This is a genomic window from Lamprobacter sp., assembly GCF_034860625.1.
Lineage (GTDB): Bacteria > Pseudomonadota > Gammaproteobacteria > Chromatiales > Chromatiaceae > Lamprobacter.
Genome location: NZ_JAYESN010000014.1, coordinates 39,868 through 66,262, shown reverse-complemented (window position 1 = coordinate 66,262; position 26,395 = coordinate 39,868). Strand labels below are relative to the sequence as shown.

Genomic DNA, 26,395 nt, shown 5'->3' with positions numbered 1-26,395 from the left:
TCCACCCGCTTGCGCATCACCCCATAGTAGACCACCGGGATCACGATCAGCGTCAGCAGGGTGGAGACGAACAGGCCGAACAGCAGCGACACCGCCAGGCCCGAGAAGATCGGGTCGCTGAGGATGAAGGAGACCCCGGCCATGGTCGCCAGTGCCGTGAGCACGATGGGCTTGGTGCGCACCACCGCCGAGCCGATCACCGCGCGCTCCAGCGGATCACCGGCGCGCACCTGCTGATTGATGAAGTCCACCAGCAGGATCGAGTTGCGCACGATGATGCCGGCGAGCGCGATCATGCCGATCATCGAGGTGGCGGTGAACTGGGCGCCGATCAGCGCGTGGCCGGGCAGGATGCCGATGATGGTCAGCGGGATCGGCGCCATGATGATCAGCGGCACCACGTAGCTGCGGAACTGGAACACCACCAACAGGTAGATCAGCACCAGCCCGAACGCATAGGCGATGCCCATGTCGCGGAAGGTCTCGTAGGTGACCTGCCATTCGCCATCCCATTTGATACTGGGCTCGTAAGGGTTCTCCGGCTGGCGGGTGTACCACTGCGACAGGTCCTCATCGAGCTGGCCGGCGATGCTGAAGAGCCCGTACAGCGGACTGTCGATCTCACCGGCCATGTTGGCGGTGACATAGACCACCGGCAGCAGATCCTTGTGGTAGATGCTGTGCTCGCGCTGGCTGTCGACGACGGTGACGATCTCCGACAGTGGCACCAGCTGACCACCGCGCGAGCGTACCCGCAGCGCCAGCACCTGCTCCAGATCGGCCTTGTCGGCCTCGGCGTACTCGACCCGGATCGGCACCGCGTACTTGACATTGGCGCCGTGTAGATAGGCCATGTCCTCGCCGCCGAGCACGCTGGCCAGGGCCTGGGCGACGCTGGCCTGATCGACGCCGAGCTGCGCAGCCTTGGGGCGATCGACCACGAGTACGAACTTGCGCCCCGGATACTCCATCGAGTCATCGATATCGACGATGTCCTCGGTGCTGGCGAAGACGTCGCGCACCTGCTCGGCGAGCGCCATCTGCTCGGCGTAGTCGATGCCATAGATCTCGGCGACCAGTGGCGCGAACACCGGCGGTCCGGGCGGGATCTCGACGATCTTGGCATTGCCGCCATGACGCTCGGCGATCGCTTGCAGCGGCGCGCGCAGCCGCAGCGCGATGGCGTGGCTCTTGTCCTCGCGCTGATCGTCAGGCACCAGGTTGACCTGCAGGTCGCCTTGATACGCCTGATCGCGCAGATAGTATTGGCGCACCAGGCCGTTGAAGTTCATCGGCGAGGCGGTGCCGGCATAGGCCTGATAATCGGCGACCTCGGGCTGCGTCTCCAGATAATGCCCCAGCTCGCCGAGCACCCGTGCGGTCTGCTCCAGGCTCGTGCCCTCGGGCATGTCGAGCACGATCTGCAGCTCGCTCTTGTTGTCGAACGGCAGCATTTTTAGGATTACGGCCTGACTCAGTGGCAGCAGCAGCGAGGCGCCGATCATGAACAGGATGCCGGCTAGCAGCAGCCAACGGTTGATCAGGCCGCGCCGCCCTTCTAGGAACGGCGTGATTACCCGATCGAACAGCCATTGCAGCCGCGGGTTGGCCTCGTCTTCTCCGTTTTCGTCTTTCTGATGCACTGGCGCCGACTCACCGCCTGCGCCATGCGCGAGACGCGGGTTGGTCTGATCCTGCGGCCCTGCAACGCCATCCGCTGCGAGATGCGGGCTGGTCGCATCCTCTTGCGCCGCATCGCCGCCAGAGGCGGGACTCGGGCTGGCTCCATCCTGGACTGACGTCACGCCGGCCGACTCGTCTTGCGGAGCATGCTGGGTGTGGTGAGTATGGTCGACGAGCGCGGCATCATGGCGCCGGCCGAGCACCTGATACGCCAGCCAGGGCGTGAGCACGAAGGCCACCGCCTGCGAGATCACCATCCCCATCGAGGCATTGATCGGGATCGGGCTCATGTACGGCCCCATCAGCCCGGAGACGAAGGCCATCGGCAGCAGGGCGGCGATGACGGTGAAGGTGGCGAGGATGGTCGGCCCGCCGACCTCGTCGACCGCGCCCGGCATCAGATCCAGCATCTTGCGCCGCCCGATGGCCATGTGGCGGATGATGTTCTCGACCACGACGATGGCGTCGTCGACCAGGATGCCGATCGAGAAGATCAGCGCGAACAGGGACACCCGGTTGAGGGTGAAGCCATAGGCCCAGGAGGCGAACAGGGTCAGCATCAGGGTGACGATGACCGCGCCGCCAACCACCAGCCCGGCGCGCCAGCCCATCGCCAGTGCCACCAAGACGATGACGGTGATGGTGGCGGAGGCCAGCTCGGTGATCAGCTTGCGCGCCTTGGCGTCGGCGGTTTTGCCATCGTTGCGGGTGATGCTGACCTCGACGCCCTCGGGGATGAAGATCCCGCTGAGCTGGTCGAAGCGCGCGATGATCTGCTCGGCCACGGCGACCGCATTGGTGCCTTCCTGCTTGGCCACGGCGATGGTGACCGCTGGGGTGGTGCCGACAAGCGAGGGGCTGTCAGCGCTGCTGGGGCTGTCGGTGCCGCTGGCGTTCGACCCCGAGCCGGAGCTGGCACTGGTACCGGGGCCAGCACCCATCCAGACATAGGCCTGGGGCACCTCGGGACCGCGCTCGATGCGGGCCACCTCGCGCAGGTAGACCGGGCGGCCGCCGTGCATGCCGACCACCAGCTCGGCGATATCGTCGACGCTGGAGAGCATGGTCCCGGCCTGGACTTGGATCTCACGGTTATCGGCGACGATGGCGATGTCGTCACGGCTGCTGTTGCCGGCCTGCAAGGCGCGACTCAGGTCGCTCAGGTCGATGCCGTGCGAGGCCAATGCTTGCGGATCAAGGATGACGCGCATCACCTGTTGCGGCGCGCCCACCGTATAGACATCGCGGGTGCCGGGCACCCGTTTCAGCTCCTGCTCGATGGCGTGGGCGACCTGGCCCAGCTCATAGGCCCCGAGCTGCTGATCCGCCGACCAGAGGGTGGCGGTGAGGATGGGGACGTTGTCGATGCCCTTGGGTTTGATCAGCGGAGCGCCAACGCCGAGGCCTTCGGCCAGCCAATCGGCGTTGGAATTGACCTTGCTCCAGAGCCGCACGATGGCCTCGGTACGGTCCTCGCCGACCTCGAACTGAACCGAGATCAGCGCCATCCCAGGTCGCGAGACCGAGTACACATGCTTGACGCCCTGGATCTCGGACAACACCTGCTCGGCCGGGCCAGCGACCAGGTGCTCGACCTCGCTCGCCGAGGCGCCCGGGAAGGGGATGAAGACGTCGGCGAAGGTGACGTTGATCTGCGGCTCTTCCTCGCGCGGCGTCATGATGATCGCGAACAGCCCGAGCATGAGTCCGACCAGCGCCAGCAGCGGCGTGATCTTGGCATCCTGAAAGCGTTGGGCGATGCGCCCGGAGATGCCGAGCACCGTCTCCTGGCCCAATGGCGCTGTGGCTCCGTCGGCCTCAGCGGTTCCAGCGCTGTTCTTGGTGGTCATCGGCGGCTCAGCCATCTTGGCGATCCTGGCGGTTCGCCTCCGCTTGGCGTTTGAGCGCGACACCGGCGGCAATCGGGTCGAGCGCGACCTGCTCGCCCGAGCTCAGGCCGGCGAGGACGACGATCTCGCCATCGAGGCTCGAGCCAATGCGAATCTTACGCAGGTGGATGCGGCCGTCGTCGCTGACCACATAGGCCCCGGTGACCTCCGAGCGGTAGACCACCGCGCTACTAGGGATGGTGAGCTCCTCCTTGTCACCTGTGACGATCGCGGTCTTGACGAACATCCCGGGGAAGAGCCCTTCGGTGTTCGTCTGCAGATCGGCGCGCACCTTGAAGGTATTCGAGCCGAGATCAGCGAAGGGGAAGACGGTGATGCGGCTCGGCTCGGTGATCTCGCCATTGGGCAGATGGATCTTGATCTCGCCGCGCTCGCGCACCGCCGGGATGGCGCTCTGCGGTACATCGATGATCACTCGCAGCTCTTCGAGCGAGATGCCGCTCATGATCGCGCTGCCGGGGCTGGCGACCTCGCCAAGCTCGACATGACGGCGGATCACGATGCCGGAGTAGGGGGCACGAATCTGGGTGTATTCCAACTGCTCCTTTGCCTGCTCCAGGTTGGCCTGGGCGGATTCCAGGCGCGCCTCGGCACTCTCGAGATCGGCCTTGGCCTGATCCATCGACGATTCGGAGACATTCTTTTGTTTGTACAGCCCTTCGATGCGGGCGTACTCATCGCGGGACTGTTCGAGCTGGGCCGAGGCCGATCGCAGGTCGGCCGCCGCTTGTGCGAGCCGCGCGCGGTGCTCGGTATCGCGCAAACGCGCGATGACATCGCCCTTCTCAACGAAGTCATCGACATCGTAGAGGATCTCCTCGACCTGTCCGCTGGTCTGGGCCGAGACCGTGGTGCGATTGATCGCCTCGACCACCCCATCGAGACGGTATTCCTCGGGGACCACGCGATAGCTGGCCTCGGCAGTGGCGAGGTTGGCGCTGGCGTCGTCTTGGCTCGAAGTCGCATCGGCCTCATTGCTGAACGCCGCGCTGGACAGCAGCAGCGAGGCAAGGATTGCGGATCGAAGCCGGCGTCTGTGAGTCGATGTCATCGATGGATGCTCCGTAAATTAGTATTTCCTTATATTACCTGAAACCCTAAGCCAGAAGCTCGTCCGGTGTCGTCGCACGATTGCTCTCGAGCACGCGCTGGAAGCGCTCTGGGTCGCGTTTCAGGATCTCGATGTATTCATCCAGGAGCTTGGCCCAGTGGGGGCCGCCGTGCTCCTGAAACTTGGCCAGCGCGACCAGTAGGATCTTCGCCGCCGCGCGCAGTTCGCGTTGCTCGCCCTCGCCATAGTGCTGCACCAATTCGGCGTAGAGTGCTTCCACCCGTTCGACCGGAGGCTGGGGGTCTTTGGCTTTGGGCATGAGGATCTTAGCCGACTGTACTGCTGGGTTTTAGGTGGCCAGTATAGTTCGTTATGCCTTGGGTTAGGACACTTCTAGCACTTGCACATGGATGCGCAAGCCGCGGTGAGCGAGTGGATGGTTGAAGTCGATCTCCACCTCGGTCTGGTAGACATTGAGAATGGTGCCGGGGGTCTCCTGTCCGCCAGGGGTCTGAAACTGGATCACCTGCCCTGGCTCAGGCGCGTACCCCTCGGGCAGATCGTTGAGCGGGACCCGATGCACCAGCCCTGCGTCCTGGGCGCCGAACAGCTCCGAGCCGTCGGCCAGCATCTGCTCATCGGCGCCAGGTTCTAGATCGATCAGCAGGCTTTCGAGGCCGGGCGTCAGCGTGCCATCGCCGATGCGAAAGCGCATCGGCTCATCACCGAAACTGGAGAGCACCTCGGTGCCATCCTCGAGATAGACCGCGAGATGCAGGCAGACCTGGCTGCCTGGGCCGATCTTGGCGCTGTGGGTTGTCAAGCGTTGGATGCCTCGTGACGGGGATTCCGAACGGGTGTCGGCGATGCGGCTCAGTATGCCGTGCTTCGCCTGGCCTTGTCTTGCGTTGGGCTGGTGTGCGACTCGTTCGTTTGCCGATGATCGCCCCTGACTGACCCCTGAGGCACTTACGTCTCTCGTCTAGTCAGAACGGGCTCGTCGCCTCTCAGACCTTCTGCTCCATGCCCAGCGTCACCTCAGCATAGCCTAGGCAGAGATCCTTGCGCCCGGAGCCAATCGTATCGTCGCGTGCGATCAGCATGCGTCCCGACGCTCAACATCCGGGGCTGACCAGTTTTCCCGTGCATGCGCGGCTAACGCGTGCAGCAACTGCTCAAGCGATCTGGCGAGCGCCTCGGCGCCCTCGAGGGCGGCGCGGTCGCCACTACGGGCCTGTTCGCAAACGACCTCGGCGTGCTGGCGCAAGGGCTCGGCGCTGAGGTGGGCTGCAAAGCTCTTTAGCATGTGCGCGATGCGGAAGCATTCATCGAGGTCGCCCTGAGCAGCCCGATGTCGAAGTCGGGCTGGGGTGTCGCGTTGGCTGCTGAGAGCGGTGTCGATTAGGCGCTGAACAAAACCGGGAGACTCTACGAAGCCTTGTTGGAGCCGTGCCCAGTCAAAGGCGGGCTGTTGGGCTTGCTCGGCACAAGCATCGGCACTGGCATGAGTGCCGTCACGAGCGCCGGTGCTAGCACCAGTAGCAGCACCAGACTCAGTATTCGCATCAGCATCAGCATCAGCATCAACCACCGCATCGGTGTTAGCACTCCCGGTGCGCGCTAGGCCGAGCGGTCGAACCTGCCGGAGTTGATGGAGCGCGGCCAATAGGGCTTCGAGGTCGATCGGTTTGGTCAGATGCGCCACCATGCCGGCGTTTAGGCAGCGGTCGCGATCTTCAGGCATGGCATGGGCGGTAAGGCCGATCACCGGCAAGCTCGGCCAACGCGTGCGGATGCGGCGAGTCGCCTCGTAGCCATCCATCACCGGCATCTGTACATCCATCAGCACCAGGTCGAACGGGTCGCTGTCGGCGGCCTCAAGCTGCCTCAATGCGGCTTGGCCATCATGCGCCATGCTGATCCTTGCACCCTCGAAGCTGAGCAGCTTGTCGAGCACCAGCAGGTTCAGCTCGACATCGTCCACCGCCAAGATGTGCAGTCCGGCCAGCCTCTGCGTCTCGCTGGAGACGTCGTCGGGCAACGAGCGCTGCGGCGCCGCTGCTGGCGGCAGTGGCAACCGCAGCTCGAAACAGCTGCCGATGTTGGGTTCGCTGTCAACGCTCAGCCGGCCGCCCATCATCTTGGTCAACGCCAGGCTGATGGTCAGTCCAAGGCCGGTGCCGCCATGGCTGCGCGTGGTGCCCGCATCTGCTTGCTCGAAGGGCTGGAAGATGCGCGTGATCTGCTCGGCGTTCATGCCGATGCCGGTATCGGTGACTTGGAAGCGCAGTATTCCGGTCGCCTCGGTGAACGCACTCGGCTCTGCACCCACGCCCACACCCGCACCCGCACCCGCACCCGCACCCGCAGCATCCGCTCTATCCGCCCAATCTGCGGCATCTGCCGTGGACAGCATCAGTCGAACCTCTCCCGACTCGGTAAATTTGATCGCGTTGCCGAGCAGGTTGAGCAGAATCTGCCGCAGCCGCATCGCGTCACCGAACACCCAGGCGGGCAGGCCGTCGGCGATGGCGATGCCCAGTCTCAAGCCCTTCGCGGTCGTCTGGGGGCTGAGCAGCGATTCGATCTCGGCGAGACAATCGCGGATACAAAAGGGTTGCCGCTGGATACTCAGCTTGCCGGCGTCGAGCTTGGAGAAATCGAGAATATCGTTGATCAGAATCAGCAAATGCTGGCCAGCGGTCTTGATCTGTCGAAACAGCTGGGCCGCGGGTTCGGTGTCATGGTCGCGGCGGCCGATCTGCGCCAGCCCAAGGATGCCGTTGAGCGGCGTGCGGATCTCGTGGCTCATGTTGGCAATGAAAGCGCTCTTCACCGCGGCGAGGCGTTTGGCCTCAGCCAGCGCCTGGGCGCGCGCGCTTTCCAGCTTGTCGCGCTCGGTGATGTCATTGCCAGCGGCGAGTACGCCGCTGACCTGTCCCGCCTCGTCATAGAGCAGGCTGCTGCGCCATGCGATCAGGTGCTGCGAGCCGTCGGCACTGATGAGCCGGTTCTCGAGGTAATCCTCAGCCTTGCGGGTGCCATTGAGCAATTGCATAAAGAAGTCGCGCAGCGCCGGGCGATCCGCTGCGGCGATGCAGAGATCGAACCAGTCCTGACCCACGACTGCTTGCTCGCTGCGACCAAGTAGCTCGCAGGTATAGCGATTCGCGAGCTCGACCCGCCCCTGAGTGTCGATCGAGATGATCAGCGAACCCGCGGTATCCAGATAGCGTTGGGCGCGATCGCGCTCCCGGCGTAGCGCCTCGGTCGCTTGGCGCAGCGGTGAGATGTCGGCCAGGTTGCCGAGTACCCCGCGTGGTCGGCCGTCGCTGCGCCGCAGCAGGGTGGTTGAGAGCAATACCGAGAGCCGTTCGCCGTCGGCGCGTTGCAGGGTCCATTCACGGGTTTCCTCGCCATCGCGCAAAAGCGGCTCGGTGAAGACCCTGAAGCCGGGCTCGATCTCTTCGCTGAACTGCGTGGAGAGTTCCTCGGCGCGCGCTTGGATCTCGCTGTTGAGATGGAAACGCAGCGGCGTTTGCCGTCCGATGATCTCTTCTGCGGTATAGCCGAGTAGGCGCTCGGCGGCGGGATTGAACTGGCTGATGAGGCCGTTCATGTCGGTGGCAATGATCGCATAAGCCGCGAGATCGACCATCTGCGCGGCAACATGCAGCTGCTCCTCCGCCTGTTTGCGGGCGCTGATGTCTTCGATCACACCGACAAAATAGGCCGGTGAGCCATCTTCGGCGCGCACCAGCGACATAGTCACCAAGGCCCAGACGATGCCGCCATCTTGGCGGTAATAACGCTTTTCGAGTCGGTAACATTCGATTTCTCCGGACTTCACACGCTCAAAGAGTTGGAGGTTATTCTCCAGGTCATCGGCATGGGTGAGGGCTTGGAAATGGCGTTGCCGGAGTTGCTCGCTGGAATAGCCAAGCATCTCTGCGAGCTGGCGATTGACGCGCAGAAACCGACCGTCGAGCGCCACATGGGCCATGCCAACCGCAGCCTGTTCAAAGGTGGCCTGAAAGTCCTGTTGGCTCAACAGTCGGGCGCGCTCGGCTTGACGCAGATCGGTGAGATCCGTCATCACGGTGGCGATGAAGGGTTTGCCGTTCTGGACCACCATGCGCGTACTGATCCGCATATCCCGCAGCCTGCCATCCTTCTGGCGATGCTGGCTGTAGAAGACGGCCGAGCCGTTGCGCTTGATTTCTTCGATCTGGGTGATCTGTTGTTCGACTGACTGTAGGGCTTCGACCTCATCGAGGCCCAGACCGGCGAACTCTGCCGCGGTGTATCCGAGTCGGCTGTAGGTGGCGGAATTGAATTCGACGAATTGCCGGGTATCGGGGTCGAGCAGGGCCATGCCATCCGGCGCCTGATTGACCAGGGCGAGAAACAATTGTTCTTTCTCGGCAAGGGCGATTTCGGCGGTCCGATAGCGTGTGAAATCCGTGTTGGTGCCAATGATACGCAAGGCTTCGCCGTTACGATCGCGCTCAACAGCCACGCCACGAGCGAGAATCCACAGATAAGCCCCCTGCTTCGTGCTTAGCCGATGCGTCACGCTGAATTCATCGCTGTGGCCGCTGCGATAGCGCTCTAGGGCGTCGAGTGTTGGCGCACGATCCTCGGGGTGAATGCGCTGCGACCACTCCTCAAAATCTGGGGTAATCTCCTCGTCGCGATATCCAAGCATCGTCTTCCAGCGCTTCGAGTAATAGGCGCTGTTAGCGCGGGCGTTCCAATCCCAAACACCATGTCCAGCGCCATCCAGTGCTGAGAACCAGCGCTGTTCTGAGGCGGTGATCTGGCTGCGGATGCGGCGCTGCTGTTGATTGTTGATGACCAGGCTAATGAGCAGTCCAGTCGCCAACAGCACCAGTCCGGCGACCAGCAGCAGTTCATGCTGATAGGCGATCCAGATCTCGCGCCAACTGGGCGCTCGTTGGTGGTCGAAAGGCGCGACGCGTAGCTCGCGCATCACCGACTCCAGCATCCCATAGTCAGCGGGCAGATCGAAACCGGCAATGCCCGCGGCTTGGGCAGCCGGATGCTCAGGGTCAAGCTGAATCAGCGCCGCCGCGAACTGGCGCCCCACGCTTGGGTCGAGTCCGGGGAGGGCCATGATTGGCCATTCGGGGAATCGCTGGGTGGAGAGCAGAAACGGAAACGTTGGGTCGGTTTTTGCCCCCAGAATCTTGAGTGACGCGAGTTCAATGCGTCCTTCGGCCTGGAGCTGCTCCAAGATGCCGGTACGGACAAAGCCGGCATCAGCACGGCCGTTGATCACACCGAACACCACGGCATCATGGGTTGCGGGGTCGAACTGCATGCGCAGCTGATGCGCCCTGACGCCCGCGGCGTTCAGCGTCTCTAAGGGCGCGATGTAACCGCCGAGAAACTCTTGGCCAACGGCGAGGATGTCTTGATGCACCAGGTCTGTCAGGCTGTTGAGGTCGTCGCGCTCGGCGCGGGTGATGATGACGCCGCCGAGCTGGCTGACAACCTGGTCTTGTTCGCGACGCATCAGGGTCGCGAGGGCGCCGCTCATCGGGAACTGCTGGCGCAGCTGAATATAATGGACCGGGTTGGTGAAGAGCAGGTCCAGCTCATCGCGCGACAGTGCCTGTTTCAGCGCTTCGAGGTCGAGTAGGCGCAGGCTGACCTGGTGCCCGGGGAGTTGCTCCGAGAGATAGATCGCTAGCGGTTGCCAGCGCTGCTGCAGAAGCTCGGTTGGGCGGAAGGCAAACATGCCGAGCACCAGCTCGCGCTCGGTCGTGGCGGTGGGTGCTGGTGCTGGTGGCGACCCCGCGACCCGCTCAGGCGCCGATGCCGATGCTGAGGCTGTCGCCGACGCGGCTTGAACATCAGGCACTCTCGGCCCTGCGGCCTCAGCGGTCGCGCTGACCTCTGCAGCCGGCGCTGATCGGGCGGTTGACGCTGCCCGCGCGGGGGAGGCAGCTAGGCCAAGTGCGACCAACATCAAAGCGGCCATGCAGCCGGCGCTCAGCGACGCGCTTGTACAGAAGTCGCGCAAGGCAAGGCGCTCCAGGGCAGTGCTGCGCGCTGGTCGAGCAGTTGGATAAAGGCGTCCCGCTCGAGTGGCCGCGAGTAGAGATAACCCTGATGCCATTCGCAGCCGTTGTTACACAGCCAGATCGCCTGCTCCTGGGTTTCGATGTCCTCGGCGATCACCCAGAACCCGAGACCGCGCGCCAGCGCGATGATGGCGCGCACCACGGTCTCGCCAGCACTGCCGCTGCACAATTCCCTGACGAAGGATTGATCGATCTTGAGCTCATCGATCGGGAACCGGCCGAGATAGCCGAGCGAGGAGTAACCGGTGCCGAAATCGTCCAGCGAGAGACAGATGCCAAGCTCGTGCAGGGCGTTGAGGGTGTCGAGTACGCTGTCGACACGCGACATCAGCGCCCGCTCGGTGATCTCCAGTTCCAGGTCGTCTGGCTTGAGTCCAGCGCGGGATAGACGTTGAGCGATCTCCTCCGGCAGGCGCTGGTCATCGAGCTGGGCGGCGCTGATGTTGACCGAGATCTTCAACCGCTGCCGCCCTGGCCCGTGCATCAGGCGCAGGTCGGCGCAGACCAGGTCCAGCACCTGATTGGTCAGGGGGTACGATCAAGCCGGTCTCCTCAGCCAGGGGGATGAAACAACCGGGCGAGATCAGCCCCTTGTCGGGATCGCGCCAGCGCACCAGGCCCTCGGCCCCGATCAGCCTGCCGCTACGGCCGTCGATCTTCGGCTGATACCAGAGCTCTAGCTGTTGCTCATCGATGGCACGGCGCAGCCGCGCCTCCAGCGTCAGGCGGCCACGCTCGCCGATATCGAGGTCTTGGTGATAGGCCTGTACCTTGTCCGCGCTGAGGCAGGCGGTTGCCGCCGCCGCCATTGCATGATGGAGCAGGGTCTCTGCGTTCAGTGCGCAGGCCTTCGCATCCGCGGTGCCGACCTTGGCCTGGATCGGTAGCTCGATGCCGGCAACGGTCAACGGCTGGCTCAGCGCGGCCAGCAGGCGCGTGGTGAGCGAGCGTCCTGGGTTGCCACGGGTCGATAAGAGCGCAAAAGCCGCGTCGCTGATGCGTGCCAGCAGCAGGGGGTGTTCGGGGTTCCAGGCCTTTGGTGCGGGCAGCGGCGCTTCCGGCGCGGCGATGTCCAGGTCTGATAGCAGGCGTCTTGCCAGGTCGCGCACCAAGGGCTTGGTGACCGCCTGACCCCAGCCCATGCCGACCCGTTTCAGCGCATCGATCTCAACCACCAGCACACAGATCTCAGCGCTGCCATGCATCCGATTGCCATGTACAGCGGCGCCCTGCTCAACGGCGTCATCCTGATTGAGTTTGCGTTGCAGGTAATCAACGAAGAAATCCCGGTTGGGCAGGCCGGTGGCTTCGTCGTAGTAGGCCAACTTGATAATGCGCTGCGCCGAGCGCTGCATGGCGGTGACATCTTGCACGGTACCGAGCCAGGTCTCGCCTCGGGCGAATATTCCGCGTTCTGGCGCAGCACGCGAATACCGTCGTGCAGGCGATGCTCAAAGTGGATACTGGGTCTAGGAGAAACCGGGATCTGATGAAGGTCTCGCTGATCGAGGCTTTGATGATCCGAGCTTTGATGAGTAGGGCCTTGATGAGCAGGGCTTTGATGAAGGCCGCTGTGACGAGCATTCAGGCCAAGTAGGCTTTGCTCGACCTGCGCGCGCTCGCTCGGATGCACCTGATCGAGCAGCTGAGCGAGCTTGATGCCTTCTGGCTGATGCGGCAGATTGAGCAGCTCGCAGGCCGATTCGGCCAGCTGAAACCGGTCTTGCCCAACGGCGAATTCCCAGTGACCCAGGCGAGCGATGCGTTGGGCGGCGGCCAGTTGTCGCTCGCGTCGACCGAGCGCCTTGAACGTCTCGTGAGCGCGCAGCAGATAGCTGACCCGATGGGCGATCAGCGCAGGGTTGATCGGCTTGGCAATGAAGTCGGTGGCGCCCATCTGGTAGGCGCGGCCGATGGAGTCGAGATCATCTTGCGAGGTTAGCATCACCACCGGCAGGGTTTGCCCCTTGGGGTGCGCGCGCAGCCTGCTGCAGACCTCGAAGCCGTCGATGCCCGGCATGACCACATCGAGCAGAATCAGATCCGGGTTTCGCTGCTCGAACAACTGCAGCGCCTGCTCGCCGCTGCTGGCGGTATCGACATGAAATCGAGGCGATAGCGCGTTCTCGATGATCAGTGTCGTGACCGGGTCGTCATCGACCGCCAAGATGTGCGGCTTGTCGTTTTTCCGGGGTTGAGGTGCCACGTCCAGTTTCCAGTTCCATGCCCGCCCTGTCAGTTATAGCCATCGCACCTGATATCCAGATACCTGATTCACGCCAACTGAAAGCGAGCGTCATATCTGAGTCTAGCAATCAGGGCTAATGGCTATATCGACGCCAGAACGACGAGGCTTGAGATCCGATGGGTTGAAGGCTTGATTTGTATCATGGTTGCAACGGATTGCATCGGAGAAGGCGGACGCTTTGCGTGCCTGATGGCGGCGAGATCCGCATGCTGTGAACCGCGTCACAGTTCGCAAGCGGTCGGTACGTTGATCGACCCGTGTGATCGACCCGCGTCATCCGCGAACTGCTGAGCAGCAACGCGCAGATTGAGCCTTGGGCGCCAGCCGTTTATGCTGCACGGCTTATTTTCTGATCGGAGCAATGCTCGATGGCGGCTCAAAGCGCCTCACCAAGAACACTTTTCGACAAGATCTGGGACGACCATATCGTCCGTACCGATGAGCATGGCACCGCCTTGCTGTACATCGACCGGCAGTTGGTGCATGAGGTGACCTCGCCGCAGGCCTTCGAGGGACTGCGCCTGGCCGGTCGCCAGCCGCGCCGCCCCGAGGCCAACCTGGCGGTGCCGGATCACAATGTGCCGACCAGCGATCGTCATCTCGGCATCGTCGACCCGATCTCGCGTCTGCAGGTCGAGACGCTCGAGGCCAACTGCCGCGAATTCGGCATCCAGCTCTTCGCCATGGGTGATCCGCGCCAGGGCATCGTGCATGTGATCGGCCCCGAGCAGGGCCTCACCCAGCCGGGCATGACCGTGGTTTGCGGCGATAGCCACACCTCGACCCATGGCGCCTTTGGCGCGCTCGCGTTTGGTGTCGGCACCTCCGAGGTTGAGCATGTGCTCGCCACCCAATGTCTACTGCAGCGCAAGCCGAAGAGCATGCTGGTGAGCGTTGAGGGTGCGCTGGGTCGCGGCATCACCGCCAAGGATATCGTGCTGGCGATCATCGGCGAGATCGGCACCGCTGGCGGTACCGGGCATGTGATCGAGTACGCTGGCGAGGCGATCTCGGCGCTGAGCATGGAAGGCCGGATGACGGTCTGCAACATGGCGATCGAGGCCGGCGCGCGCGCTGGGCTGATCGGCATCGACGAGAAGACCGTCGACTATCTGCGCGGTCGTCCGCAGTCGCCGACGGGCGAGGCCTTTGAACAGGCTGCCGACTATTGGCGCTCGCTGAACACTGATCCTGGCGCCGAGTACGATCGCGTGGTGCGCATCGATGCGGCCAGCATCCGCCCGCAAGTGACCTGGGGCACCTCACCCGAGATGGTGGTGCCGATCGACAGCGAGGTGCCAGACCCGGACGCGGTGGCTGATCCCGTCAAGGCCGGCAGTTATCGCCATGCGCTGACCTACATGGGACTAGAGCCGCTCACACCGATCGCCCAGATTGGCATCGATAAGGTGTTCATTGGCTCCTGCACCAATGGTCGTATCGAAGACCTGCGCGCTGCCGCTGAGGTCGCCAAGGGGCGCCATATCGCCGACTCGATCAAGCTGGCGATGGTCGTCCCCGGCTCGGGTCTGGTCAAGGAACAGGCCGAGGCTGAGGGGCTTGACAAGATCTTCATCGACGCCGGTTTTGAGTGGCGCGATCCGGGCTGCTCGATGTGTCTGGCGATGAATGCCGATCGGCTGGAGCCGGGCGAGCGTTGCGCCGCGACCAGCAATCGGAATTTCGAGGGTCGGCAGGGGCAGGGCGGTCGTACCCATCTGGTCAGCCCAGCGATGGCGGCGGCAGCTGCCGTGACCGGTCATTTCGTCGACGTGAGGACGCTCTGATGCAGGCTTTCGCGAATTTCACCGGCGTCGTTGCTCCGCTCGACCGGGCCAATATCGACACCGATGCCATCATCCCCAAGCAATTCCTGAAGAGCATCAAGCGCAGCGGCTTCGGCCCCTATCTGTTTGACGAGTGGCGCTATCTGGATCACGGTGAGCCGGACATGGACTGCACCCAGCGTCCGCGCAATCCTGAGTTCGTACTCAACGATGCGCGTTTCGCCCAAGCCGAGATCCTGCTCACGCGCGAGAACTTTGGCTGCGGCTCCTCGCGCGAGCACGCGCCCTGGGCGCTGACCGATTTCGGCATCCGCGTCATCCTGGCGCCGAGCTTCGCCGACATCTTTTTCAACAACTGTTTCAAGAATGGCCTGCTACCGATCCGGCTCGACGCCGCTGTGATCGACGAGCTGTTCGCCAAGGCGACCGGCGCCGAGCCGCTGCGCATCGCCGTCGATCTGCCGACGCAGACCCTGACCCTGAGCGACGGCCAGGTCATTGCCTTCGAGGTTGATGCCGGCAGCAAGCAGCGTCTGGTCGAGGGGCTGGACGACATCGGCCTGACCCTGCAAGAAGCCGACAGCATCCGCGCCTACGAAGAACGCCGCCGCGCCGAAGCGCCCTGGCTGTTTGCGAGCGGCAACTGAAGCTGGTTGTGCGGCAGTCGCCACGACATCCGCTGGCTGAAGTCTTCGGTCATGCGCCGGACGACTTCAGCGAAAGGGCGCAGCGATTCCGTCGAAACAGGTTGTGTCCTTTCAATAACAAGGTGCCAAGCTGCACTAAGGATAAAGCAAAGAATCCGCTGGGCGTCTGTAGCGTCCACACAAAAGACGGGCCGGTCATCACCTGTCCGATCCGTTTTAGAGAAGACTGGCGAATTGCGGATGATGCAGCCGAGTTCTTTTTTCCTGATGGAGCCTCCTGGACGTCGTTGACCGAGGTTAGATTGGCGGATCGGGATGGAAAATCGGCGGGTAATATCGATCTGGTTTTGGCGGCTTATGATCAGACCGGTCAGGTGTATGATTTTGGCTCGCTGGAGATTCAAGCCGTCTATATTTCCGGCAACGTCAGAGATCCGTTCGCGCGCTACATGTCGGATTGCCGAATCCATGCCGACATGGATTGGACTCGCGAGCCGAATTATCCGCGACCGGATTTTCTGTCGTCGTCGAGAAAGCGGCTTGCGCCACAGCTGATGTTCAAGGGCAATATTCTTCACGATTGGAAGAAAAAGATGGCGGTTGCCATTGATCGTCAATTTTTCAACACATTGCCCAAGCTTCAGAGCGCGAATCCCCAGGAAGCTGAAGTTACCTGGCTGATTTACGACCTCGTTTTCGATGAAAACACTTTGCGTTATGTTTTGCAGAAAACGGAAGTCGTTTATACATTGTTTGCGGATGCACTGACCCGAATCACGATGCCGAATGTCGGTTGCATCGATGATTTCATGCGTCGCTTACAGGAAAAAGTCGACGAAAAATTGGAATCTCCGCCGATCAATTCCGTCATCGATAATCCATTAGGTTAGCCGCTCATCATGATTCAGCAGTCGCTTTTCGGGGAAGTCGATGACCGCCCAAGAATGGTCAACGTCGCCTCTGTTCCGCAGCGCAGTCCGTTCCGGTATCCGGGCGGCAAGACATGGTTTGTGCCGCGTTTGCGCGACTGGCTGCGTCATCAGCCGCGCCGTCCGGCGCTGTTGATCGAACCCTTCACCGGCGGCGGGATCGTATCGCTGACGGCGGCCTTCGAGCAGCTTGCTGAAGCGGTTTTGATGGTCGAACTGGACGAGGATGTCGCGGCGGTCTGGCAGTCGATCCGGGATGGTGAGGCCGAGTGGCTGGCGAGGCGGATTCTGGCTTTTGAGATGTCGCTGGAAAACGTCACCGACACTTTGAGTCAGGGGCCGACGAGTACCCGCGAACATGCTTTCAGGACGATTCTCCGCAATCGAACATTGCACGGCGGCATCCTGGCGCCCGGCTCCAGATTCATCAAACGCGGTGAATCGGGAAAAGGCATCGGATCGCGCTGGTATCCGAGCACACTGGCCAAACGTCTGCGCGATATCGATCAAATTCGCGAACGTTTGCGTTTCGAGCAGGGCGATGCGCTGGCCGTGCTTGAACGTTATCGCGATGATCCGAATACCGTCTTTTTCATCGACCCGCCCTATACCGCCGGCGGTAAAAAAGCCGGACAGCGTTTGTATCGGCATTTCGAGCTGGATCATCAAGCACTGTTCGAGCGATGCGCCCAACTCAAGGGCGATTTTATTATGACCTATGATCATGCGGAAGAGGTCAAGGCGCTGGCTCGCCAGTACGGTTTTATCGCCAAGCCGATTCCGATGAAGAATACCCATCATGCGCCCATGACTGAACTTGTCATCGGGCGCAATCTGGATTGGATGACAGGCATCCAATCCATTGCTGATCAGCCTGAGCGTTATGGTCTTGCTCCAGACGCACAGGCGCGCGAATTGGAGAATATGCATTGACCAAAAAGATCCTGATTCTGCCCGGCGATGGCATCGGTCCCGAGATCGTTGCTGAGGCCACAAAGCTGCTCGATGGCTTGCGCACCGACTTCGGCCTCGATATCGAGACCGAGACCGCCTTGGTCGGCGGTGCCGCTTACGATGCTTACGGCAACCCGCTGCCGGAGGCGACGCTCGCCGCCGCAAAGGCGGCCAATGCGGTGCTGCTCGGTGCGGTCGGCGGCCCGAAGTGGGAGCCGCTGCACATCTCCAAGCGTCCCGAGAAGGGACTGCTGGGTCTGCGTTCTGGGCTGGGCCTGTTCGCTAATCTACGCCCGGCGATCCTCTATCCGCAGCTTGCCGAGGCCTCGACTCTAAAGTCTGAGGTGGTCGCAGGGCTCGACATCATGATCGTGCGCGAGCTGACTGGCGACATCTATTTTGGCCAGCCGCGCGGGATCGAGACTCTGCCCTCCGGTGAGCGTCGCGGCCTCAACACCATGGTCTACACTGAGTCTGAGGTCGAGCGCATCTGTCGCGTCGCCTTTGACATCGCTATGCAGCGCGGCAAGCGGGTCTGCTCGGTCGACAAGGCCAACGTGCTCGAATGCACCGAGCTGTGGCGTGAGGTCGCTATCAAGACCGCTGCCGACTATCCTGAGATCGAGCTCAGTCATCTGTACGTCGACAATGCCGCCATGCAGCTCGTGCGTGCGCCCAAGCAGTTTGATGTGATGGTCACCGGCAATATCTTCGGCGACATCCTATCTGATTGCGCCGCCATGCTCACCGGCAGCATTGGTATGCTGCCCTCGGCCTCGCTCAACGAGCAGGGACAGGGCATGTACGAGCCGATCCACGGCTCGGCACCCGATATCGCCGGTCAGGGGGTCGCCAATCCGCTCGCGACCTTGCTTTCAGTGGCGATGATGCTGCGCTATTCGCTCGGTGCGCCCGATGCGGCTGATCGCATTGATGCGGCCGTCTCCAAGGTGCTGGATCACGGACTGCGCACGCCTGATATTGCGTCGCCGGGTACGACGACGGTTGGCACGTCCGCCATGGGTGACGCGGTACTGGAGGCCATGCGCGCGTCGGCTGGCTAGTCAGTGCGAGCGGGCTTGGCGCGCCGCTTGACGCGCAGATTGAGGGGCCTCTTAATCTGGCGTCTTGCGCTCTCTGTACATGCTCCTGTTGCTTCCTGAGCTGTTCCTAACATGGGTGAAATCTCGATGAATCGAGTCGGTTTTGTTGGCTGGCGTGGCATGGTGGGCTCGGTCCTGATGGATCGGATGCGCGAGGAGGATGACTTCGCGCTGATCCCTGAGGCGCGTTTCTTTTCGACCTCGCAACAAGGCGAGCCGGGGCCGGATGTGGGGCAGGGCGCGCAGCCGCTGCTCGACGCCCATGATCTGGACGCCTTGGCTGGGATGGACGCCATCGTCACCTGCCAAGGCGGGGACTACACCGGGCAGCTGTTTGAGCCGTTGCGCGCGCGCGGCTGGCAGGGCTATTGGATTGATGCCGCCTCGACGCTGCGGCTGCGTGAAGACAGCACCATCGTGCTCGATCCAGTGAATCTGGATGTGATCAAGCAGGCGTTGGCGGCGGGCAAGCGCGACTTCATCGGCGGCAATTGCACGGTCAGCCTGATGCTGATGGCGGTCGGTGAGCTGTTGCGCCGCGACCTGGTCGATTGGGTCAGCGCCATGACCTATCAGGCTGCGTCCGGTGCTGGCGCGCGCAACATGCGTGAGCTGCTCGCGCAGATGGGCGCCCTGCAGGCCAGTGTCAGCGAGCTGCTGGCCGATCCGCGTAGCTCGATCCTTGATATCGATCGGACGGTGACCGCGGCGATGCGCGCCGAGGCCTTCCCGACCGAGCAATTCGGCGTGCCGCTCGCTGGCAGTCTGATTCCCTGGATCGACAAGCCGATGGACAACGGCCAGTCGAAAGAGGAATGGAAGGGCGGGGTCGAGACCAACAAGATCCTCGGTCGTGCGGCGAACGCGATCCCGATCGACGGCACCTGTGTGCGCATCGGCTCGATGCGCTGCCACAGCCAGGGGCTGACGATTAAGCTCAAGCAGGCGATCCCGATCGACGAGATCACCGCCATGCTGGCCGAGGCCAATGAGTGGGTGCGGGTGATACCGAACGAGCGCGAGCAGACCGTTGCTGGGCTGTCGCCGGCGGCGGTGACGGGTACCCTGAGCATTCCGGTTGGTCGCTTGCGCAGGATGGCGCAGGGGCCGGAGTTTCTGAATGCCTTTACCGTCGGTGATCAACTGTTGTGGGGCGCGGCTGAGCCCCTGCGGCGGATGCTCCGCATCCTTCTCGAGCGCTGATGCCGGTCACATGTGGCTGTCGATCGCCAAGCGCCAGCGACGCCAATCCTCTCTTGTCGTTTTTTTCGACCAGCTACTCAGGTTGAGGCTGCGACGGCTAAGGCCAGTCAGTGCCCATGCTCGGCGGCTCAGTGGGCAGACACTGAGGACGCTGCCAGTCCTTGCCATCCTGCTCTATGAGTCGCCTGCCAGCGCCTTGGGGCTCGGCGAACTGCGCACCCAGTCCTCGCTGAACCAGCCCTTCTATGGTGAGATCGATCTTTATGAGGTCGACGCGAATGCCTTGGATTCGGTCAAGGCCAGTCTTGCAAGTCGGTCGGCGTTCGAGCAGGTTGGGATTGAACGGCCATTCACGCTGACGCGTCTTCAGTTCACGCCGATGATCGGTCCGCGGGGCCAGCCGATCATCCAGGTCATGACCCGCGAGCCGATTCGTGAGCCTTACCTGGATCTGTTGGTCGAGGTCGTCTGGCCGGGCGGGCGGTTGGTCAAGGAATATGCGGTGCTTCTGGACCCGCCCGCGTTGGGCGGACAGCCGTCAGCGCGCGCGCCGGCGCCGCGGCACCCGTCAAAGACCCTGCAGTCGCCCTTAGCGGCTGCCGCCGAGGGATCAACGGGGATCGAGCCTGCGTCTGCCACCTCGTTGCTACCCAGCGCGGACTCCTCGGAAGCAGAGGCGAAGCCAGGCTCGCGGTCTGTGCCTGCAGCAGCATCATCTCGAGCGACCTGGGCAGAGGCTAAGGGCGAAGACCTGTCGATCAATGTCGAGATCCCGGCGGCAGTGGCCGAGATTGACTTTCCCCTACGCTATGGTCCTGTCCCTTCCGGTGCTGGGCTTGTTGTGATCGCGCGTCGCTTGGCGCCGCCTGGTGCGACCCTAGAGCAGACCATCATGGCGCTCTACCGCAATAGCCAAGACGCCTTTTTCAATTCAGACATTAACCGCTTGCGCGTGGGTGCCGAGTTGGTGATTCCGACCGCGGACGAGCTCTTTGCGCTAGGGCCCGAAGTGGCCCGCAAGCAGTATCGCGCCGCCTTGGCCGGGCGTCCTGTCGTGAAAAGACCGCTGACGGATATCGACGCACGTTTGACCATTGCGACCCCGGAAACGACTGGAGTCGCCGTTGCCGATGCCGCGAGCGATGAGCAGGGCCAGGTCGATCTCGAAGGACCAGGTTTGCTCACAGAGCTAGAGCCAGAGCAGGAGCCGGCGATAACGTCAGAGCTGAGCTTCGCCGACGGGACTGAACCAAGCTTAGCTGATGCATCTGAGCCGCCATCGACTCAAGGGTCTGCTGAAGAGTTGGCGGATGCGCCTGACCCAAGATCACCTGAAGCGACCGCTGCGACGCGCAGCCCCTCTCAGGCTGATGGGGTACTTAAGGCCGAGCTGTTATTGCTGCGCGAGGTCAGCGAGGCCAATCGTCAGGAGGCGAATGAGCTCCGAACCCGAATCAAGTCGCTGGAGGCGCAGTTGGATGATATTCGTCGGCTGCTCGAACTGCGTAATACGCGATTAGCCGGTCTCGCCACGCAGGGCTTCGCTGACGAGGCTCTCAATCAGGGGCCGGTGCTCGCCGATGCCGACGAAAGCCCCTCGAGGAGTGCTGCTGGTTCGACCGCTGGTAGGGATACCGGCTCTGATGTGGTGGAAGCGGGCCCGGGGCTTGATCCGGTTGGTGTGATGAACGCTTGGCGCCAAGCAATGCCCGGCTGGGCGCTGCCGCTCCTTGGGGTGGCGCTGCTATTAGCCTTGCTCGCGCTCATGCTGCAGCGTCGTCGACGGCAGGCTTCTGCCGTTGATGCGGTCGATTTAGACGACGAGCTGCCGGGCGGTCGAGCTGAAGCGCATGCCGCGCTTCCCGAGGGTCTTCGATTGGACCCTAACTGGCTGCTTGCCGAGACCGTGTGTGCAACCATGGCCGAGAACGCTGATCAGGATAGGGGATCTGTTTCAATCGCCGCTGTTGATCAACAGGAGGCATCCTGGCAAGGGGAGTTGGTTGAGCTAGAGGATCTGATGAGTGGTCGTGCTCTGGCCAAGGATAAGGCAACCGAGCAAGCAAAGATGGTCGCCAATGAGAGACGCGAGCCAGAATTAGAGGTCGCCCTCTCAGCACCAGCAGAACAAGAACAAGAGCAGGAGCAGAAGCAGAAGCAAGGTCCTGATGCGATCGATGGTCTTGCTGAGGCAGAGGTCTTCCTGACCTATGGGCGTTATCAAGATGCTGAGCGGGTGCTACGGGAGACAATCGCTGCTGTGGGTGAGAGCCCAGAGCTGCGCTATAAACTGGCTGAGACCTATGTTGCTGCTGGCAATCTGGCTGCCTTGGCGCCGCTCGCGGATCGGATGCAATCAACGGCTGATCCTCAGTATGATCCTGAACGATGGATGAAGATTGAAGCCGCTCTGGGGAAAGAGGCTCGCTTGTCGGAGACCGGCCTCAATGCCCTTGATGACAGCGTTGATAACGCCATCGCTGGAATCCTCGATGACAGCATCAATGAAGTCAGTGCCAATAAAGTCAGTGGCCATGAAGTCATCAAGGGTCATGATCAAGCTATCGATGGCCATGAGGATGATGAAGACTTGTTCCTCGATCTCGATGAGCTTGAGGAGAAAGCCGAATCAAGCCCAGCTCAGCCTTTCCGGCCAAGATCCCCACTTGATCAAGCTGCTGCTCACCGTCGCTCGCAGGATGAGGCCCAAACACGTCTTGAGCTTGATCTTGCAGCCCTCGACGCGCTGACAAGCGCTGAGTCAAGCCTTGCTGGGCAACTCGAGTCTGAGCCTGAGCCTGAGCCTAGGCCGTTGTTTTCGGAGGCGTCGGAGGTATTGGGTTCTGCTGAGATATTGGGTCCCGCTGAGGCGATCGAGCTGCCGATCCTGGCCAGCCTGCCCGACGATGAGGCAGTCTCTTCGGGCATGACGCCGACATCCGATCAGGATCTCGCCGATCAAGCGTCGGCTGATCGGAGTCAAGGGGCGCTTGTGAGCGGGAATTCAGCCGTTGAGCATTGGCCGATCGAGAGTGACGAGGGTGGGGACGAGATCGGCCTGAAGCTCGATTTGGCGCGCGCCTATCTGGACATGGAAGATTCGGATGCCGCGGGCGCCATCCTGCAGGAAGTGGTGGCCGAAGGGCGTGCTGAACAGCGTCGCCAAGCCGAGGCACTGCTGGCCGGGCTGCGCTAACCGATGAGTCTTGTCGATGCCGTCTCTTGGGGCTCGACGCCGCGCGTTGCGCTTGGCGTCGAATACCTTGGCAGCCAATACTGCGGCTGGCAGTTCCAGCGCCATGGCATCAGTGTTCAACAGGTGCTGGAGCAGGCGCTCGCTCGGGTCGCCGATCGGCCGATCAAGGTCCATTGTGCCGGCCGCACCGATGCTGGGGTGCATGCGATCGGCCAGGTGGTGCATTTCGAAACCCCGGTCGAGCGGCCAGAGCGCGCTTGGACCTTAGGCGTCAACGCCAACCTGCCCGACGATGTCGCGGTGCGTTGGGCGCGGCCTGTCGCCGCTGATTTCCACGCCCGCTTCTCGGCCTTGGCGCGGCACTATCGCTATCTGATCCTGCGCCGGCCAGTGCGTTCGGCGCTCTGGCATCAGCGCGCACTCTGGACCCATCGCTCGCTGGCGATCGCGCCGATGCGGGAGGCGGCCGCGGCGCTGGTCGGGCGGCATGATTTCACTAGCTACCGTGCCTTGGCTTGTCAAGCGAAGAGCCCGGTGCGCACCCTGCACTATCTCGACCTGGCCGAGCGCGGCGCATTGCTCGAGCTCAGCGTCGGCGCGGATGGCTTCCTGCATCATATGGTCCGGAATCTGGTCGGGGTGCTGCTGGCGATCGGGCGTGGCGATCGACCTGTGAACTGGGCCGCTGAGCTACTGGCGCTCAAGGATCGCGCGCGCGGGGGCGTCACCGCGCCCGCGCATGGGTTGTATCTGATGCGAGTCGATTATCCGGACGCCTTCGCGTTGCCAGCCGATCGCAAACCGCTTACCGCGGAGCCAGACGACGAGGGGCTGGCTGTGATCTAATGCGCGGTTTGTGATGAGGCGGTCCTCTTCGATGCGAACACGGGTTAAGTTCTGTGGTCTCACCCGGCTTGCGGACGTCGATGCGGCGGTCGCGCTCGGAGTCGATGCCATTGGCCTCGTCTTTCACCCGCCGAGCCCTCGCGGCCTGGATGTCGAGCAGGCTGCCGCATTGGTTGCCGCTTTGCCGGCCTTCGTGACGGCGGTTGGGTTGTTCGTCGATGCCGAGGCCGATCGGGTCCGCGCCGTGCTCGAGCGGGTGCCGCTCGGCGCACTCCAGTTCCACGGCGCCGAGCCAGCGGACTATTGCCGCGGCTTCGGGCGACCTTGGATCAAGTCGGTTGCGGTGCGCGCGGGTGTTGATCTCAAGGCCGAGGCTCGGCGCTATGCCGGTGCAAGCGCGCTGCTGCTGGATACCTACGACCCGGTGCTCGCCGGGGGCACCGGCCGCCGGTTTGATTGGGGGTTGGTGCCGATCCAGCAGGCATCGCGCGTCATCCTCGCCGGCGGACTGACGGCCGCGAATGTGGCGGATGCGATTCGTCAGCTGCGTCCCCATGCCGTTGATGTGAGCGGCGGGATTGAGCAGTCGAAGGGCATCAAGAGTCCAGACAAGATGACTGATTTTATGAAAGGTGTAGGTGATGGCGACCAGAGCTGATGATCTCGGACTCGTTAAGCCGCCGCTGATGGCGGCGCCTTATCAGTGGCCGGATGCGCGCGGCCACTTCGGCCCCTATGGCGGCATGTTCGTGCCCGAGACGCTGATGCATCCGCTGACCGAGCTGCGTGAGGCCTACGAGCGCTATCTCGGTGATCCCGACTTCTTGCGTGAGCTGGATGCCGATCTGCACGACTACGTTGGACGTCCATCGCCGGTCTACCATGCCGAGCGCTGGAGCCGCGAGCTGGGCGGGGCGCAGCTCTTCCTGAAACGGGAAGACCTCAATCACACCGGCGCGCACAAGGTCAACAACACCATCGGCCAGGCCTTGCTCGCGAAGCGCATGGGCAAGACCCGGATCATCGCCGAGACTGGTGCCGGTCAGCATGGCGTCGCAAGCGCGACGGTCGCGGCCCGGCTCGGGCTCGACTGTGTGGTCTACATGGGCGAGGTCGACGTTGCGCGGCAGGAGGCCAACGTCTACCGGATGCGTCTGCTTGGCGCCGAGGTGGTCGCGGTCAAGTCCGGCACCCGCACGCTGAAGGACGCCTTGAACGAGGCCATGCGCGACTGGGTTACCAATGTCGATCACACCTTCTACATCATCGGCACGGTTGCTGGACCCCATCCGTACCCAGCGATGGTGCGTGACTTTCAGGCAGTCATCGGCCGCGAGGCGCGTGGGCAGATGATCGACCAGACCGGACGCCTGCCGGATGTGGTGATGGCTTGTGTGGGCGGTGGCTCGAACGCCATCGGTCTGTTCTATCCATTCATCGCCGATACCGAGGTGGCCATGATCGGCGTCGAGGCCGCTGGCGATGGACTCGCCACCGGTCGCCATGCGGCGCCGCTCTGCGCCGGCAAGCCCGGTGTGCTGCATGGCAACCGCACCTATTTGATGGAAGATGCTAACGGGCAGATCCAAGAGACCCATTCGGTCTCGGCCGGACTCGATTATCCGGGCGTTGGTCCTGAGCATGCTTGGCTCAAGGACAGCGGTCGTGCTCAGTATGTCGCCGTCACTGATGATGAGGCGCTAGCGGCCTTCCATGGGTTGACTCGCACCGAGGGCATCATCCCGGCGCTCGAGACGAGCCATGCGTTGGCGCAGGCGTCCAAGGTCGCACCGACCATGCGCAAGGATCAGAGCATCCTGATCAACCTCTCGGGTCGTGGCGACAAAGACATGCAGACCGTCGCCCGCATGGAAGGGCTACAGCTATGAGTCGGATTCAGACCCTATTCGATCGCCTGCGCGGCGAGGGCCGCACCGCATTGATCCCGTTCATCACCGCCGGTGATCCAACGCCCGAGCTGACACTGGAGCTGATGCACCGAATGGTCGCTGCGGGCGCCGATCTGATCGAGCTTGGGGTGCCGTTCTCGGACCCCATCGCTGATGGGCCGGTGATTCAGCGCGCGACCGAGCGGGCCTTGGCGCAAGGCGTCTCCTTGCGCGATGTGCTCGGCATCGTCAGTCGCTTTCGCGAGACCGACGATCAAACACCAGTAGTCCTGATGGGGTATCTGAACCCGATCGAGGTCATGGGCGGTGCGGTCTTCGCGCAGGCGGCGAGCGAGGCCGGTATGGATGGCGCGCTGATCGTCGACGTGCCGCCGGAAGAGAGCCACGACCTGGTCGATGCGATCAAGGCTCAGGGCCTAGATCTGGTCTACCTGCTGGCGCCGACCTCTGATGCCGCGCGCATCGAGGCCATCGCTGAGGTGGCCTCTGGGTTTGTCTACTACGTTTCGGTCAAGGGGGTGACCGGTGCTGGCCATCTCGATGTCGACGAGGTCAGCGCCAAGCTGGATGCAATCCGCGCGCGCATCGCGCTGCCGGTTGGGGTTGGCTTTGGGATCAGGGATGCGGCCACCGCAGCGCGGGTGGCGCGCGTCGCCGATGCGGTGATCGTCGGGAGCGCTATCGTCAGTCGGATCGAGGTGCTTGCGCAGGAGGGGCAGGCCGAGCGGATTCCAGCGGCCATCGGCGATTTCCTCGGCGAACTGCGCACCGCGATCGATGCGACTAACGACGGAGGCCAGCATGGCTGAGAAGACTGC

General features: G+C 62.8%; 19 protein-coding genes and 1 pseudogene. 12 read left to right on the top strand and 8 right to left on the bottom strand.

The window, feature by feature from the left end:
• The 7 genes from VBE63_RS05875 to VBE63_RS05845 all read right to left on the bottom strand — a co-directional run.
• The coding region (locus tag VBE63_RS05875; protein ID WP_323682071.1) for an efflux RND transporter permease subunit at window positions 1-3,533 on the bottom strand (3,533 nt) is incomplete at its 3' end.
• A gap of 7 nt (window positions 3,534-3,540) precedes the next feature.
• The gene (locus VBE63_RS05870; RefSeq protein ID WP_323682070.1) at window positions 3,541-4,644 is read right to left on the bottom strand and encodes an efflux RND transporter periplasmic adaptor subunit; all 1,104 of its coding nucleotides are present in this window, start codon (window positions 4,642-4,644) and stop codon (window positions 3,541-3,543) included.
• A 46-nt stretch (window positions 4,645-4,690) separates the two neighbouring features.
• Complete coding sequence (locus VBE63_RS05865) at window positions 4,691-4,963, bottom strand: hypothetical protein (RefSeq protein ID WP_323682069.1); 273 nt, start codon at window positions 4,961-4,963, stop codon at window positions 4,691-4,693.
• Between the two features lie 63 nt (window positions 4,964-5,026).
• Entirely contained in the window at window positions 5,027-5,467 is a 441-nt protein-coding gene (locus VBE63_RS05860; protein ID WP_323682068.1) for an FKBP-type peptidyl-prolyl cis-trans isomerase, read from the bottom strand.
• Window positions 5,468-5,740: 273 nt separating this feature from the next.
• A complete protein-coding gene (locus VBE63_RS05855; RefSeq protein WP_323682067.1) occupies window positions 5,741-10,531 on the bottom strand; it encodes a PAS domain S-box protein in 4,791 nt (1,596 codons plus the stop codon).
• Window positions 10,532-10,662: 131 nt separating this feature from the next.
• Window positions 10,663-11,238: an EAL domain-containing protein gene (locus VBE63_RS05850; RefSeq protein WP_323682066.1), complete on the bottom strand. Its 576-nt coding sequence runs from the start codon at window positions 11,236-11,238 to the stop codon at window positions 10,663-10,665.
• Window positions 11,174-12,127 (bottom strand): EAL domain-containing protein, encoded by a 954-nt coding sequence (locus VBE63_RS05845; RefSeq protein WP_323682065.1) that lies wholly within the window; start codon window positions 12,125-12,127, stop codon window positions 11,174-11,176. The genes VBE63_RS05850 and VBE63_RS05845 overlap by 65 nt, the downstream gene beginning before the upstream one ends.
• Before the next feature lie 227 nt (window positions 12,128-12,354).
• Between VBE63_RS05845 and VBE63_RS05840 the strand changes: the two genes are divergently transcribed.
• Complete coding sequence (locus tag VBE63_RS05840) at window positions 12,355-12,696, top strand: hypothetical protein (protein ID WP_323682064.1); 342 nt, start codon at window positions 12,355-12,357, stop codon at window positions 12,694-12,696.
• Here VBE63_RS05840 and VBE63_RS31310 read toward each other — a convergent pair.
• Window positions 12,652-12,960, bottom strand: a pseudogene (locus tag VBE63_RS31310) (response regulator); the annotation flags it as partial. The gene VBE63_RS05840 and the pseudogene VBE63_RS31310 sit on opposite strands and share 45 nt — an antisense overlap.
• A 410-nt stretch (window positions 12,961-13,370) precedes the next feature.
• Here VBE63_RS31310 and leuC point away from each other — a divergent pair.
• From leuC to trpA, 11 genes are all read left to right on the top strand, one after another.
• Window positions 13,371-14,789 carry a 3-isopropylmalate dehydratase large subunit gene (leuC, locus tag VBE63_RS05830; RefSeq protein WP_323682062.1) on the top strand — a complete coding sequence of 473 codons (1,419 nt, stop codon included), beginning with the start codon at window positions 13,371-13,373 and terminating at the stop codon, window positions 14,787-14,789.
• Window positions 14,789-15,436: a 3-isopropylmalate dehydratase small subunit gene (gene leuD / locus VBE63_RS05825; protein WP_323682061.1), complete on the top strand. Its 648-nt coding sequence runs from the start codon at window positions 14,789-14,791 to the stop codon at window positions 15,434-15,436. The genes leuC and leuD overlap by 1 nt, the downstream gene beginning before the upstream one ends.
• Before the next feature lie 8 nt (window positions 15,437-15,444).
• Window positions 15,445-16,326, top strand: a complete 882-nt coding sequence (locus tag VBE63_RS05820) for a NotI family restriction endonuclease (RefSeq protein ID WP_323682060.1) — start codon at window positions 15,445-15,447, stop codon at window positions 16,324-16,326.
• Between the two features lie 9 nt (window positions 16,327-16,335).
• Window positions 16,336-17,298 (top strand): DNA adenine methylase, encoded by a 963-nt coding sequence (locus tag VBE63_RS05815; protein WP_323682059.1) that lies wholly within the window; start codon window positions 16,336-16,338, stop codon window positions 17,296-17,298.
• Window positions 17,295-18,383 carry a 3-isopropylmalate dehydrogenase gene (gene leuB / locus VBE63_RS05810; RefSeq protein ID WP_323682058.1) on the top strand — a complete coding sequence of 363 codons (1,089 nt, stop codon included), beginning with the start codon at window positions 17,295-17,297 and terminating at the stop codon, window positions 18,381-18,383. Before VBE63_RS05815 ends, leuB begins: the two co-directional genes overlap by 4 nt.
• A gap of 126 nt (window positions 18,384-18,509) precedes the next feature.
• On the top strand, window positions 18,510-19,625 hold the full coding sequence (asd, locus tag VBE63_RS05805) for an aspartate-semialdehyde dehydrogenase (protein WP_323682075.1): 1,116 nt from the start codon (window positions 18,510-18,512) through the stop codon (window positions 19,623-19,625).
• Between the two features lie 10 nt (window positions 19,626-19,635).
• Window positions 19,636-22,821 (top strand): FimV/HubP family polar landmark protein, encoded by a 3,186-nt coding sequence (locus tag VBE63_RS05800; RefSeq protein WP_323682057.1) that lies wholly within the window; start codon window positions 19,636-19,638, stop codon window positions 22,819-22,821.
• A gap of 3 nt (window positions 22,822-22,824) precedes the next feature.
• Window positions 22,825-23,667 carry a tRNA pseudouridine(38-40) synthase TruA gene (gene truA, locus VBE63_RS05795; RefSeq protein ID WP_323682056.1) on the top strand — a complete coding sequence of 281 codons (843 nt, stop codon included), beginning with the start codon at window positions 22,825-22,827 and terminating at the stop codon, window positions 23,665-23,667.
• A gap of 31 nt (window positions 23,668-23,698) precedes the next feature.
• On the top strand, window positions 23,699-24,325 hold the full coding sequence (locus VBE63_RS05790) for a phosphoribosylanthranilate isomerase (RefSeq protein ID WP_323682055.1): 627 nt from the start codon (window positions 23,699-23,701) through the stop codon (window positions 24,323-24,325).
• Entirely contained in the window at window positions 24,309-25,556 is a 1,248-nt protein-coding gene (gene trpB, locus VBE63_RS05785; RefSeq protein ID WP_323682054.1) for a tryptophan synthase subunit beta, read from the top strand. The genes VBE63_RS05790 and trpB overlap by 17 nt, the downstream gene beginning before the upstream one ends.
• Entirely contained in the window at window positions 25,553-26,386 is an 834-nt protein-coding gene (gene trpA, locus VBE63_RS05780) for a tryptophan synthase subunit alpha (RefSeq protein ID WP_323682053.1), read from the top strand. The genes trpB and trpA overlap by 4 nt, the downstream gene beginning before the upstream one ends.
• The last annotated feature ends 9 nt before the right edge of the window (window positions 26,387-26,395 follow it).